The following is a 13,314-nucleotide window of genomic DNA, read 5'->3' as shown; positions in this document are numbered from 1 at the left end:
TGGGTTTGTGATTTGTTTTTAAGGGAGGATGCCCCTATGGAGGAGAAATCAAAGCCGAAGTTTTATCTCAAATGGCCCTGGAACCTGGTGGTCTATATTGCCCTGATCCTGGTTTTGCGGATTTTTGCCATCCCGGTGATTCTGGTTCTGAGCGCCTGGAACAAAAAGCAGCAGCCCGACGGCCCTGCCGAAGGCTACTGCCTCCAGCGCACCCGCGGCCAGCTCAAGAAGCTGTGGGTGTCGGGAATCCTCCTTTTTCTGGGCCTCTTGATGGGAGCCTACTTTGTGGGCTGCATCGTCTTCGAGGACTTCTCCACCTGGGAGGGAATTGAATACGGCACCTGGATTTTCTCCGGTGTGGTCACCCTGCTGATGGTGGGGCTGGGGGGCTATCTGGCCTTTTTGTATCTGCGGGACGCCTTCTGCCCCGAAAAAAGCCGGCTGGCCCAGTCCATCCGGGATCAGCTGCCCTACCCGGAGGAAGCGCCCCCGGTGGCGGAGCTGTTCGCCATGGTGGACGAGGACATCAAGGCCAACGGCCAGTGGTTTGACCAGGTGGCGGTGGGCCGGAAGTGGATTCTGGGGGACGATGTCACCGCCCTGGACCGGGTGCGGGTGGTAGCCGGCCGGGATGAGATCGAGCGCCACACCAGCGGCGGGCGGGTGCGGGTGACCCGGTATCTGGAACTGCATATTCTGGACGACCGGCGCCAGACCCAGATCACCACCCTGCGGGACCCAAAAGAGCTGCCCATGATTCTGGAATGTCTGCGGCTGCGGGTGCCGGAGGCCATCTTCTGCTCTTACAGCGATTTTAACGATTACAGCAAATATAGCGACGCCGACTGGCGGGAGCTGGAACACCAGTATCAGGCCCGGAAAGCCAAGCGGGCCGACCGGGAATACCAGAAAGAGAAGGCCGCCGCCGGGACCAATGCCCACTTCATCCTCACCGACCTGCGGGGGCTGCGTTCCTCCCGGGTGGACCGGGCGGCGGTGGAAACCCAGCTGGCCGGGCTGTCGGAATACGGCCAGCATTTCGGGGTGGAATTGATCGAGCCCCTGCCGGCGGGTCAGGCAGGGTGTTTGACCCAGATGGGGGCGGGCCTGGTGGAGCAGGGCCTGGTGGTCACCGCCGTCTTCCGGCAGGAGGACGGCACCTACCGGGGCTGGGGCCTGACCACCACGGCCCAGCAGGCCGGGGAACTCTTCGGCCGGCTGCTGGACGCCCACCAGCCCCCCGATCTGACCGGGTGGGAGCCCCTGCGGGCGGTGGATGAGCCGGAAGAAGAGCGCCCCCGGGTTCAGCTGACCCTCCGGGAGACCAGCGGGGCCTGCCGGGACTACGACTTTTTCACCCGGCGGGACCTGGAACTGGCCGGAGAGGGCCTCAACCGGGGCCGGTACAGTGAGGTGACTCTGCTGGTGTCCCCCTGGTACCTCCAGATTTTGGCGGGGGACGCCAGCGACGCCCGGTTCACCGCCCGGTGCAATAATCCCGCCGCCGGGCAGGTGGAACTCTACGAGACCAAGTGCACCGACGGCCAGGCCCGCCAGTGGCTGCTGGATCTGGGGGACGGCCGGTTCCGCCCCGATCTGGGCCAGTGGAAGAACATCACCAAGCAGGTGCTGGCCGAACTGAAAAAGAAAGACAAGGCGAAAGCCAAAGCAAATAGCAATACTTAAGGAGGAAACACCCATGGGCAAGTATTTCAGCGACGCAGTGGATCAGGCCATCGAGGACATCTATTATTGTTACGACTCCGACCGGGCAGTGGCGGCTTTGCAGCCTCTGCTGGATGCGGCCAAAGCCGGGGACGGGGACGCCTCGTATATCCTCTCCCGCTGCCTGTCGGGCAACTGTTACAGCTGGGACTATCATCCTTTCCGGGAGGACGAAGAGGGGGCCAACTTCTTTTTGCGCCAGGCCATCCATCAGGGCAGCGCGGCAGCGGTGCTGGGAGCCATGCGCTGCGGCATGCTGACCCCTGAGCTGGAAGAGGCCATGCCCTTCGAGAACCTGAAAGAGGCCTGGGAGGTCATCCGCCAGAAGGCCGAGGCGGGCAGCCTGTTCTGCCAGTACATGATCGGCAACACCTATTACTGGTGCGATATGCTTCGGATCGAGGGCCGGGGGCCCAAGGATTTCCCCACCTGGGAAGAGTGCCAGAAGTACCTGCGCCAGACCACCCTGGCCTGTATTCCCTGGCTGGAAAAAGCCTTCTACGGCGGCCTGGGCTTCGGCGGGCGGAACCTCTATAACCTCTACGACCAGGGGGACAAGGACGCGGGCATCGAGCCCCAGAAGGAAAAAGCCTGGGAGGTGGCCCGCCGGGGCGCCGAGCTGGGCTACCCCGACTGGCAGGCCAAATACGGCCAGCTGCTCTATCACCAGGGCGAGAAGCTGACCGAGGCCGTGGAATGGATGGAGAAGGCGGTGGCCCAGGGGGATCTGAGCAGCTGCTACAACCTGGGCAGCGCCTACGAGGAGGCCAAGGGCGTTTCCCGGGACATGGAAAAGGCCCTGGAGATCTGGGAAAAGGGCGCCCAGGACGAAGGGGATCAGTATTGCTGCAGCTGGCTGGGCAACCTCTATCTCAAGGGGGAGCAGGGGGTCCCCCAGGACCCGGCCCGGGGCGTGCAGCTGCTGGAGCTGGCGGTGGCCCGCGGGAATCTGTGGTACAGCCAGCTGCTGGCCTGCTGCTACCTCACCGGCAACGGCTGCCAGAAGGACTATGCCCGGGCCAAGTGGCTGCTGGATAACACTGAGCCCAAGCGGAAAACCGAGAGCTGGTATTACGGCATGGGCCTGATGTATACCCAGGGCCTGGGTGTGCCCGAGGACATCAAAAAGGGCGTGGAGTATTTGCAGCAGAGCAGCCTGCCCGAGGCAAAGCAGGCCCTGCTGGGGTACAAGAAAACCTTCTTCGGCAAGTGGGTCCGCCGCTGAGAAAACGCTGAAATAAAATAGACAGAACAACCGGCTGCCCGAAAGGCAGCCGGTTGTTCGTTTGCCCCCGGTTTGCATTTCGGGGCCGGATGCGGTACACTGGGGCAAAACGGGTTTTTGGGACCCATCGGGGGAGGGCACAACCATGCTGGTACAGGACAAACTGCAAAGCGGCGAGCATTTTACCGAGGTGGACCGCCGGATCGCCGACTATCTGCTGGCCCGGGGCGAGGGGCTGCGGGGGGAGACGGTGCGCCAGATCGCCGCCCGGCTCTATGTAGCCCCCTCGTCGGTGATGCGCCTGGCCCAGAAACTGGGGTACGATGGCTTCAACGCCCTGCGGGACGACTACCTGAAAGAGATCGAATACCTGTCCTCCCACTTCCGCCAGCTGGACCCCAACTATCCCTTTGCCAAGGGGGACGCCGAAGGGGTGATGATCGGCAAGATGCTGGCCCTCCACCAGGAGATTCTGGCCGACTGCCGCAGCCTGCTCACCCCGGCGGCCCTCCGCCAGGCGGTGGATCTATTGGCCCGGGCCCGGCGGATCTGCCTCTTCGGTACGGGCACCCACATGGGGGTGGCGGCGGATTTCGTGGAGAAGATGGCCAAGATCGGCCGGGAGGTCTGCCCCATTTCCCAGACCGACCTGGCCCTCTGGAAGGCCCTGGCCAGCGGGGGAGACACCTGCTTTATTTTGTTCTCTTATACCGGCGAGACCACCGCGGCCTTGAGCCTGGCCCGCCAGCTGAAAAAGCAGGGCATCCCTTTTATCGCGGTCACCTCCTACGGTGCGAACAGCCTTTCGGCGCTGGGCGACTGCGTGCTCTATCTCTCCACCCGGGAAAAACTCACCCAGAACCTCGGGGCCTACGGCACCACCGTCTCCATGGTCTTTCTGCTGGATTTGCTTTATAGCTGTCTCTTTGCCCGGGACTACGACCGGAGCCTGGCCTTTAAGATGACCGACACCGATCTCTACGACGGCCGCCACTCCAAAAACCCCATCCTGGAGGACGACGCCCCCTGACCGCCGGGAACAGCGTTCGGCTTTTGGGGGCTTTTTCGGCCTGATTTGGAAACGCTGTGCCCGTTTGGCCCAAATGGATTGACGCTCCCGCCCTTTGGTTTTACACTGGGACCCAGAGAGAAAAAACACCCCCGTGTAAACGAGAAAGGAGCTTATCCATGGAGAAAAAACCGGTCAAGATTGTCACCATCGGCGGCGGCAGCAGCTACACCCCCGAGCTGGTGGAGGGTTTCATCAAGCGGTACGACCGCCTGCCCATCCGGGAGATGTGGCTGGTGGACGTGGAGGAAGGCCGCGAGAAGATGGAGATCGTGGGGGCCATGGCCCAGCGGATGTGGGATGCCTCCCCCTATAAGGTCAAGGTCCATATGACCCTGGACCGCCGGGAGGCTCTGCCTGGGGCGGACTTTGTCACCACCCAGTTCCGGGTGGGCCTTTTGAACGCCCGGGTCAAGGACGAGCGGATCCCCCTCTCTTATGGGATGCTGGGCCAGGAGACCAACGGCGCCGGCGGCATGTTCAAAGCCTTCCGCACCATCCCGGTGATCCTGAGCATTGTGGAGGACATGAAAGAGCTCTGCCCCGACGCCTGGCTGATCAACTTTACCAATCCCAGCGGAATGGTCACCGAGTCGGTGATGCGGTACGGCCACTGGGATAAAGTCGTGGGCCTGTGCAACGTGCCGGTGGGGGCCATGCTGGACGAGCCGGGGGCCATCGGCCGGGACGCCAGCGAGCTGGTCTACCGGTTCGCGGGTCTGAACCACTTCCACTGGCACCGGGTCTTTGACATCCAGGGCCACGAGGTCACCGACCAGGTGGTGGACGCCTATCTGGCGGGCAAAGTCTCCGGCCCGGCCAACATCCCGGGGCTGGAATTCATCCCCGAGCAGCTCAAGGCGGTGGGGATGATGCCCTGCATGTACCACCGGTACTACTACCTCCAGGAGGAGATGCTCCGCCACGCCATCGAGGAGTACAACACCATCGGCACCCGGGCCCAGCAGGTCAAACAGACCGAGGCCGAGCTCTTTGAGCTGTACAAGGACCCGAACCTGAACTATAAGCCCGAACAGCTGGCCAAGCGGGGCGGCGCCCACTACTCCGACGCCGCCTGCGAGACCATCGCCTCCATCTACGGCAACACCAATACCCACATCGTCCTGACCACCCGGAACAACGGCGCTCTGCCCGATCTGCCCCCTGAGGTGGCGGTGGAAGTCTCGGCCTATGTGGGGGCCGCCGGGGCCCAGGCCGTGGCCTTTGGGCCGCTCCACCCCGCCCAGCGGGGCTGGCTCCAGCTGATGAAGAACATGGAGCTCTGCGTCGAGGAGGCCGCCGTCACCGGCGACTACGGCATGGCCCTCCAGGCGTTCACCCTCAACCCCCTGGTCCCCTCGGGCAAGACCGGCAAGCGGGTGCTGGATGAGCTGCTCATCGCCCACAAGAAGTACCTGCCCCAGTTCGCCGACACCATCGCCCGGCTGGAAGCCGAGGGCGTCACCATTAAAGACGAGGTGGCCCGCAGCTTGACCGAACAGGGCCTCTGATCCTGCTGTTTTTCCTGAACTCATCTCTCCTTATCCCTTGCCGGGGCCGCCGCTTTCTTGCGGCGGCCCTTTTTTGCGCAGCAGCAGAAGTTTCCTCTTGACAAAAGAGGGGCCCTCTGATAAACTGAACGCAGTTCACTTTGAACAGAGCCGAGGGGAGGGCAGCGGATGAACACCGTCGTCACATCAAAAGAGCAGATTTTGACGGCCAGCCGGGAGCTGGTTCGCCAGGGGGGCTGGCATGCGGTCAGCATCCGTTCGGTGGCCGAAGCCTGCGGCGTGTCGGTGGGCTCCATCTACAACTACTTTGCCTCCAAAGCTGAGCTGGTGAGCGATACGGTGGAGAGCGTCTGGTGCGAGATCTTCCACCTGCCGGAGGACGAGGCCGTCTTTCGGGATACCGAGGCCTGCATCGGCTGGATGTACAGCCGGATGGAATACGGCTGCCGGCAGTACCCGGGCTTTTTCAGCCTCCACTCCATCGGCTTTATGCGGGAGGATAAGCCCGACGGCAAGCGCCGGATGCAGAAAACCTGGCAGCATATCCTGGAGGGGCTGTGCTTTGTCCTGAAGCACGACGCCCGGGTCCGGCCCGGAGCTTTCGACGCAGCGTTCACTCCCGAAAAGTTCGCCGACGTCCTCTTTTCCCTGATGTTGTCGGCCCTGCTGCGGCAGGACTACGACCCCGCCGCGGTACTGGAGATCGTCCGCCGCACTCTCTACTGAAAAAACGCCTCGCCCGGCGGGCGGGGGTTTTTTAGGCGGTAAACTGAACTTCGTTCAGATTCCGCTTTTTTCCACCAAAATCGACCCGAAATAACCCTCTGAATTTGCTTTTTAAAGAAAAGGAGAAGCTTATGCAAGCCATTGTGGAAACACTTTTTGATGCGGTCTATCTGACCACCGTCATCACCCTGGGCATCCGGATGCTCCGGGGCAGCAAGGGCAATGCCCAGTTCGCCCTCTTCGGCGCCATGGCTGTCCTGCTGGGGGCGGGGGACGCCTTCCATCTGGTGCCCCGGGCCCTGGCCCTCTGCACCACCGGCCTGGAGAATTACACCGTGGCCCTGGGCCTGGGCAAGTGGATCACCTCGGTGACCATGACCATCTTTTATGTGCTGCTCTACTACGTCTGGCGGGCCCGGTATCAGGTCACCGGCAAAAATGGTCTGACCGCCGCGGTCTGGGGCCTGGCGGCGGCCCGGGTGGCTCTCTGCATGATGCCCCAGAACCAGTGGCTCAGCGCCGAGGCGCCCCTTTCCTGGGGCATCTACCGGAACATCCCCTTTACCCTGCTGGGCCTGGTGATCATTGTGCTGTTCTACAACAGCGCCAAAGAGAAGGGGGACAAGGCCTTCCGCTGGATGTGGCTGACCATCGTCCTGAGCTTCGGGTTTTATATCCCGGTGGTGCTCTGGGCGGATACCGTGCCCATGATCGGGATGCTGATGATCCCCAAGACCTGCGCCTATGTCTGGACCGTCTGGATCGGCTATTCTGCCATGAAAAAAGAACTGTAATTCAGGGAGGAAACATAAGATGAAGCGTTATTTCAATTCCGCACTCCTCTACGCCGGGCTGGCCATGGCCGGGGGCGTATTCTACCGCGAGTTCACCAAGTTCAACGGCTACACCGCCAAAACCACCCTCTCGGTGATCCACACCCACTACTTTATGCTGGGAATGGTGTTTTTCCTTCTGCTGCTCTTGCTGGAAAAGAGCTTCGGGTTCACTGGGGCCAAGACCGGCCGGGCGCTGGCGGTCTACCACACCGGCCTCAACCTGACGGCCCTTTTGCTGGGGATCCGGGGCGTGGTCCAGGTGCGGGGGATGGAACTGGCCCGCGGGCTGGACGCGGCCATCTCGGGCATGGCGGGCATCGGCCACATCCTGCTGGGGGTGGGGCTGATCCTAATTCTGCTCCAGGTAGGCCGGAGCGTCGCCGCCGCAGAAACCAAAACAAATCGCTGATTTAGAGCTGTGAAAAAGGCTCCCGGAGTTTTCCGGGGGCCTTTTTTGTTTGGGTCAGTATTTGATGCAGGGCAGGAGGGTCAGGGCGGGCGGCTGGACGATCTCGCTCTTGCCGTAGATGGGGCTGGAGGCCTTGGCGCTGAAATTGTGCTCGATAAAGCTCACCACATCTTCGTCGAACACCCCGCCGGAATACTCTCCCTCGAACCCGGAGCGGTAAGAGGACATGATGGTATAGTTGGAGAAAGCGCCATTGTCCCAGGGCTGCATGGTATAGAGGGCGTAGACCTGGCCGGTGATGTTGGGCAGGCCGGATTCCAGGGCGGTACCGGGGTCGGTGCTGCCCCAGGCCACCCGGTCCCGCAGATCGGGCAGGGCAAAGGTGGTGGAGCCGTTGCCGGCGCCGTAGGTGGTGCCGATCACCGCGAAGAGGGCCGCATAGGTCCGGCGGTTCACCAGGGAGCCGTCGCAGACCAGATAGCCCTCGGGGGCGGCGCTGCCCGCAAAGTAGATCACCGAGCCCACCGGCGCGCCGGCCCAGGAGGGCTGGCCGCTCTGGCCCTTCTCCAGAGCGGTCACCCGCTGGACCAGAGCCTTCAGGGCGGAGGCGGCCGCCGCACCCAGGGCGGAGCAGGCGGCGGACTGTTCCTCCCCGGACCAGCTCACCCCCGGCCAGGATCCCGCCAGGGCTTTCTTGACGCCGTAGGGCAGCCGGGCGGGGGTTAAGGGGGCGTGTTCCTCGGTCATGGCGTCCAGCTGGGGTTCGGTGGCGGGGTCGGTCTCCAGCACCCCGGCGGCGGTGAGGGTCAGGCCGCTTCCCTCCGCCAGTTTCACGGGGCCCGCCGCCTCGGCGGTGGGTTTGTCGGTGCGGCGGACAAAGCTGGTGAGGGCGGTTTCGGCCACCGCTTCGGTGGTGACCTGGCCGGTGACGGGGTCCGCCGACAGCACCCGCAGCAGCTGGCCCGGGGCCGCTGCGGCGGGGCGGGGCAGGGCCTCCACGTCCTGGGCGTCCAGCCAGACCGCCCCGCCCTTGCCGTTGACGCTGAGCACATCGCCCCCCTCGGGGGCGTAGCCCTCGGCCCGGCGGGCGGCTTCTTCGGCCCGGGCGGCGGAGGCGGCCGCCGCCTCGCTCTTGGTTCCGGCGGTCTGGGCGGCGACCTGGGCCTGCCCCACCGCGGCGGCGGCATCGGCCCCGGCCTGGGCGGCATCGTCGGCGGCGGCCTGGGCCAGCCGGGCGCTGTCCATCACCTGGGCGATGAACTGTTCGTAGAGGCTCTGGCTGGGCTCGGTTTCCTCCCCCTCCAGGGAGAGGGTGGGGTAGACGTCGTAGCTGCCGGGCTGGGTGTAGGCGGCGTAGCCCTGGCTGTCGGTGGCGGCCAGCATCCACCGGCCTTCCTCCGCCCCGGTGAACCGCCGGTCCACCGGCACCGAGCCTGCCGCTGAGAGCAGCACCGGGGCCAGGCGGGTGCCGTCCTGGTGCTGGATGTAAAGGGCCACGTTTTTCCCCGCCCAGGCTTCGGGCAGCTCAAAGTCGAGGGCGTCTACCCCTTCGGCCCCCTGGCCGCCCAGATGGAGCCGGTGGGGCTGGGCTACAAAGTCGGTGCAGCCGCCCCGGCCCAGGGCGGTAATCTGGATCTTCATAGAGGTACCTTCCTTCCGTTTTTTATGCCCATTGTACGGGCGGGAGCGGGGCGGGGCCAGCGCGTCCTTTTTGGGGCAGAAACCCGGCGAAAAACCCAAGAGTTTCTGCCGGTGTGGCAAAATGACAGCCCCTCGAACGCCCGTTTTTGGACTGTAAAAAAGGGCCATAATTCGAATAAATAGAAAACGAAATGTTAAAATTTTATGAACAAGTATGACTTTAGAAACGGTCGAAAATCAGGGCTAACTGCCTTAAAATTCGTCATTTGGGAGAAAACACTGTGCAAGATGCACAAAAAAGTATGTGAAAAAGCTATCAATCGCCGATGGGGCGATTTGACAAAGAGGGGTTTGTCTGCTAAGATATGGAGGTTGCAACAAACGATGCAACGCATAAAAACTGAATGCGAAGAAGTAAAACGCCGTCCTGTCGGCGTACCGCTGCGGCCCGGTTTATGGCCGTTTAAGGCGGGCAGGAGAGCCCGCCGGCGAAGATCCAAACTGTAAAAAGAGAGGAGTTGTTTCGTATCATTTCCCACAATGAAAACCAAACGGAGAAGAACCGTTCGGGCGCAGTGCGCGGGGTTTCGGCCCGGGCGCTGGCCCTGTGTGCCATGGCTCTGTGCCTGGTGGTGACCCTGATGGTGACCACCGCCAGCCTGCGGCTGACCTATATCACCGACTCTGCCGGCGTGCGGCAGGTGGTCTTTACCCAGGAGAGCGACCCCACCCGGCTGATGAGCCTGTCCGGCCTGGAAGCAGGGGAGGGCGACCGGATCTACTACACCGCTTTCAGCGGCAACCTGGCAACCCTGAACATTGAGCGTGCCTTCTCGGTGACCATCCAGGTGGACGGCACCGAGCAGACCGTCAAGATGGTCTACGGCACCGTGGCCGACGCTTTGGAGCGGGCCGGCATCACCCTGGGCCCCGACGACTACACCGTCCCCAGCCTGGACGCTTTCGTCACCGTGGGCAGCAAGATCGAGGTCCACCGGGTGGAGTACGTCCAGACCACCGAGTACCAGACCATCCCCTATGAGACCGAGTATATCTACACCAGCCTCTATTACCGGGACACCGACCGCACCACCACCGTCCAGAAGGGCGCGAACGGTGAGTGCGTCGTCACCAGCCAGCAGCGCTGGGTCAACGGCGAGCTGGAAAACAGCACCGTGGTGGATGTGACCACCACCGTGGAGCCCCAGGACAACATCGTCAAGGTCTACGGCGAGGGCGCCCCCGTCTCCCCCCTGACCGGCCCGGACGGCACCACCAACCCGCCCTCCTCGTATAGCCAGGTGCTCACCGGCAAGGCCACCGGCTACTACTCCAAGAGCGGCAAAGGCTCTTCCGGCCTGGGCCTGGGCTACGGCACCGTGGCGGTGGACCCGGATGTCATCCCCTATGGCACCCTGCTCTACATTGCCTCCACCGACGGCAAGTTCGTCTATGGCTACGCCATCGCCACCGATACCGGCATCGCCCTTCAGGACGGCCGGGTGCTGGTGGACCTGTTCTATGAGACCTACGCAGAATCGGTGATCAACGGCGCCATCAACGTCAATGTCTACGTAGTAGGCTGAGCGCCCGCCCCCGATTCGGCCCTTTTGCAAAACCAAGCGAGCCCCCGCCGCTGTTCGGCACAGAACAGCGGCGGGGGCTTTTTTTGCCGTTTTGGGAGCGTATGTCGAGAATGTATAGAAAATCTGTAAATATTTGTAAAAATCCACGGTTTGTTCTTTTTAAATGAAAAACATTGCAGCAGTTTTTCCAGAAAAGCCTTGCAAAATTGCTTGAAATTATTTAATATAAGAGAGTAAAACGTGCGGGCAAGTGTAGCTCGCGCAGGGAGGAGCTGCATATGAAACCGACTGAGGAAAAGATTCGGGACAACACGGCGGATCTGCCGGTGTACCTGTTCAAGCAGGGCAATAACTGCGAGGCGTACCGGTTTTTTGGCGCCCACCAGAAGGAGCGCGCCGGGGAGATGGGCGTGGAGTTCCGTGTCTGGGCGCCCCACGCTGCCGCCATCAGCGTAGTGGGCGACTTTAACAGCTGGAAGCCGGGCAGTCACCCGATGAAAAAGGTGGACGACGATTCCATCTGGGAGCTGTTTATCCCGGGCATCAAGGAATTCGATGTATATAAATACTGCGTAACAACCCGCGGCGGGGATCTGGTCTTTAAGTCCGACCCCTACGCATTCCATACCGAGACCCGGCCGTCCAACGGCAGCAAGGTCTACAACATCGACAATTTCGTCTGGCACGACGCCGACTGGCAGGCCAGCCAGAAAACCAAGGACGCCATCAACGGCCCCATGAACATCTACGAGATGCACGCGGGCAGCTGGAAGATGCAGGAGGGAGACAAACCCTACAACTACTCCGAGTTGGCGGACCTTCTGATCCCCTACATTCAGGAGATGGGCTACACCCACGTCGAGCTCCTGCCCGTCATGGAGTATCCCTTCGACGGCAGCTGGGGCTACCAGGTGTCGGGCTACTTCGCCCCCACCAGCCGGTACGGCACCCCCAAGGACTTCATGGCCTTTGTGGATAAGCTGCACCAGGCCGGCATCGGCGTCATCATGGACTGGGTGCCCGCCCATTTCCCCAAAGACCAGTTCGGCCTGTACATGTTCGACGGCGAGCCCTGCTATGAGGACCCCAACCCCCGCCGGGGCGAGCACAAAGAGTGGGGCACCATGGTCTTTGACTTCGGCCGCAAAGAGGTGGAGAGCTTCCTGATCTCCAGCGCTCTGTTCTGGCTGGAGCAGTACCACATCGACGGCCTGCGGGTGGACGCCGTGGCTTCGATGCTTTACCTCGACTACAACCGCCGGGACGGCGAGTGGGAGCCCAACAAGAACGGCGGCAAGGAAAACCTGGAAGCCGTGGCCTTCCTCCAGAAGCTCAACACCACCGTGCTGGGCCGCCACCCCGAAAAGTACATGATCGCCGAGGAGTCCACCGCCTGGCCCATGGTCACCAAACCCGCCTCGGACGGGGGCCTGGGCTTCAACTTCAAGTGGAACATGGGCTGGATGAACGACATGCTCAGCTACATGAAGACCGACCCTCTGTTCCGGTCGGGCAACCACAACAAGGTGACTTTCAGCTTCTTCTACGCATTCAGCGAGAATTTTGTCCTGCCCATCAGCCACGACGAGGTGGTCCACGGCAAGTGCAGCCTGATCAACAAGATGCCGGGCGAGTACGAGGCCAAGTTCGCAAACCTGCGCACCTTCTACGGCTACATGATGGCCCACCCGGGCAAGAAACTGCTCTTCATGGGCCAGGAGTTCGGCCAGTTCGCCGAGTGGAACGAGATGAAGCCCCTGGACTGGATGCTCCTCGACTACGACAAGCACAAGGAGCTCCAGCTCTACGTCAAGACCCTGAACCAGTTCTACAAGGATCACCCCGCCTTCTGGCAGGTGGATTACAGCTGGGAGGGCTTCCAGTGGATCGTCCCCGACGACTTCCAGCAGAGCGTGGTGGCTTTCCTGCGGAAAGACGCCGCCGGCAAGCAGATCCTGGTGGTCTGCAACTTCAACCCCGTCCTGCGGGAGAAGTACACCATGGGCGCCCCGGTGTCCGGCACCTACAAAGAGATCCTGAACAGCGACGATGTGGAGTTCGGCGGCGCCGGCACCGTCCACAACAAGAGCGTCCGCAGCAAGAAAAAGCCCATGCACGGCTTTGACCAGAGCATCACCCTGGCTCTGCCGCCCATGAGTACCCTCTACTTCGAGGTGCCCGCCAAGCGCCCGGCCCGCAAGACCGCCGCGGAGAAGGCAACCGAGGAAAAGGCCGAGACCAAGAAGACCACCAAGCGCGTCTGCCGCACCAAGGCGGAGCCCAAGGCCGAGGAGAAGGCCCCCGCCAAGAAGCGGACCACCAAGGCCAAGGCCACCGCAGAAAAGGCCGCAGAGGAGAAGGCCGCCGCCCCCAAGAAGGCCCCGGCCAAGCGCACCCGCAAGCCCAAAGAGGAGACGCCCGCCGAAAAATAAGGCGGCCGCCCCGGGGTGAACCGCCCCATATTGTGCGGACAGTACAAAAAAGAGGCCTGCAAGGGGTAGAACAAGCGAATCAAAGACTGGCCTGGCGAAGCGAGAGCGGAGCCAGGCCAGTCTTTGTCTGGAGGCGCTCGTGGTTGTAGAAGTG

Annotated in this window: 10 protein-coding genes; 9 read left to right on the top strand and 1 reads right to left on the bottom strand. The window is 62.3% G+C overall.

Annotation, left to right across the window (positions count from 1 at the left end):
- Positions 1 to 36: 36 nt before the first annotated feature.
- The 7 genes from JCM17207_RS04875 to JCM17207_RS04845 all read left to right on the top strand — a co-directional run bounded on the left by JCM17207_RS04875 (position 37) and on the right by JCM17207_RS04845 (position 7,501).
- Entirely contained in the window at positions 37 to 1,686 is a 1,650-nt protein-coding gene (locus JCM17207_RS04875; protein WP_238316546.1) for a hypothetical protein, read from the top strand.
- A 13-nt stretch (positions 1,687 to 1,699) separates the two neighbouring features.
- The gene (locus tag JCM17207_RS04870) at positions 1,700 to 2,950 is read left to right on the top strand and encodes a tetratricopeptide repeat protein (RefSeq protein ID WP_238316545.1); all 1,251 of its coding nucleotides are present in this window, start codon (positions 1,700 to 1,702) and stop codon (positions 2,948 to 2,950) included.
- Positions 2,951 to 3,095: 145 nt separating this feature from the next.
- Positions 3,096 to 3,980 (top strand): MurR/RpiR family transcriptional regulator, encoded by an 885-nt coding sequence (locus JCM17207_RS04865; protein ID WP_238316544.1) that lies wholly within the window; start codon positions 3,096 to 3,098, stop codon positions 3,978 to 3,980.
- Between the two features lie 158 nt (positions 3,981 to 4,138).
- Complete coding sequence (locus tag JCM17207_RS04860; RefSeq protein ID WP_238316543.1) at positions 4,139 to 5,530, top strand: 6-phospho-beta-glucosidase; 1,392 nt, start codon at positions 4,139 to 4,141, stop codon at positions 5,528 to 5,530.
- 168 nt (positions 5,531 to 5,698) lie between these two features.
- On the top strand, positions 5,699 to 6,256 hold the full coding sequence (locus tag JCM17207_RS04855; protein WP_238316542.1) for a TetR/AcrR family transcriptional regulator: 558 nt from the start codon (positions 5,699 to 5,701) through the stop codon (positions 6,254 to 6,256).
- Between the two features lie 131 nt (positions 6,257 to 6,387).
- The gene (locus tag JCM17207_RS04850) at positions 6,388 to 7,050 is read left to right on the top strand and encodes a hypothetical protein (RefSeq protein WP_238316541.1); all 663 of its coding nucleotides are present in this window, start codon (positions 6,388 to 6,390) and stop codon (positions 7,048 to 7,050) included.
- Positions 7,051 to 7,069: 19 nt separating this feature from the next.
- Positions 7,070 to 7,501 (top strand): DUF2871 domain-containing protein, encoded by a 432-nt coding sequence (locus JCM17207_RS04845; RefSeq protein WP_238316540.1) that lies wholly within the window; start codon positions 7,070 to 7,072, stop codon positions 7,499 to 7,501.
- 54 nt (positions 7,502 to 7,555) lie between these two features.
- Here the strand turns inward: JCM17207_RS04845 and JCM17207_RS04840 are convergent, their stop codons facing one another.
- On the bottom strand, positions 7,556 to 9,142 hold the full coding sequence (locus JCM17207_RS04840) for a phage tail protein (RefSeq protein ID WP_238316539.1): 1,587 nt from the start codon (positions 9,140 to 9,142) through the stop codon (positions 7,556 to 7,558).
- A gap of 575 nt (positions 9,143 to 9,717) precedes the next feature.
- Between JCM17207_RS04840 and JCM17207_RS04835 the strand changes: the two genes are divergently transcribed.
- Both JCM17207_RS04835 and glgB read left to right on the top strand, forming a co-directional pair.
- Positions 9,718 to 10,728 (top strand): resuscitation-promoting factor, encoded by a 1,011-nt coding sequence (locus JCM17207_RS04835; protein ID WP_238316538.1) that lies wholly within the window; start codon positions 9,718 to 9,720, stop codon positions 10,726 to 10,728.
- Between the two features lie 278 nt (positions 10,729 to 11,006).
- Positions 11,007 to 13,160: a 1,4-alpha-glucan branching protein GlgB gene (glgB, locus tag JCM17207_RS04830; protein WP_238316537.1), complete on the top strand. Its 2,154-nt coding sequence runs from the start codon at positions 11,007 to 11,009 to the stop codon at positions 13,158 to 13,160.
- Positions 13,161 to 13,314 lie beyond the last annotated feature (154 nt).

This window comes from Faecalibacterium gallinarum (assembly GCF_022180365.1).
Lineage (GTDB): Bacteria > Bacillota > Clostridia > Oscillospirales > Ruminococcaceae > Faecalibacterium > Faecalibacterium gallinarum.
The sequence above is the reverse complement of the archived record's forward strand: the minus strand, read 5'-3'. Positions and strand labels throughout refer to the sequence as shown.

Excerpts from the sequence above, each read along its gene's own strand:
- JCM17207_RS04855 (WP_238316542.1), top strand. The coding sequence starts at position 5,699 with ATGAACACCGTCGTCACATCAAAAGAGCAGATTTTGACGGCCAGCCGG.
- JCM17207_RS04850 (WP_238316541.1), top strand. The coding sequence starts at position 6,388 with ATGCAAGCCATTGTGGAAACACTTTTTGATGCGGTCTATCTGACCACC.
- JCM17207_RS04870 (WP_238316545.1), top strand. The coding sequence starts at position 1,700 with ATGGGCAAGTATTTCAGCGACGCAGTGGATCAGGCCATCGAGGACATC.
- JCM17207_RS04860 (WP_238316543.1), top strand. The coding sequence starts at position 4,139 with ATGGAGAAAAAACCGGTCAAGATTGTCACCATCGGCGGCGGCAGCAGC.
- glgB (WP_238316537.1), top strand. The coding sequence starts at position 11,007 with ATGAAACCGACTGAGGAAAAGATTCGGGACAACACGGCGGATCTGCCG.
- JCM17207_RS04875 (WP_238316546.1), top strand. The coding sequence starts at position 37 with ATGGAGGAGAAATCAAAGCCGAAGTTTTATCTCAAATGGCCCTGGAAC.
- JCM17207_RS04865 (WP_238316544.1), top strand. The coding sequence starts at position 3,096 with ATGCTGGTACAGGACAAACTGCAAAGCGGCGAGCATTTTACCGAGGTG.
- JCM17207_RS04845 (WP_238316540.1), top strand. The coding sequence starts at position 7,070 with ATGAAGCGTTATTTCAATTCCGCACTCCTCTACGCCGGGCTGGCCATG.
- JCM17207_RS04840 (WP_238316539.1), bottom strand. The coding sequence starts at position 9,142 with ATGAAGATCCAGATTACCGCCCTGGGCCGGGGCGGCTGCACCGACTTT.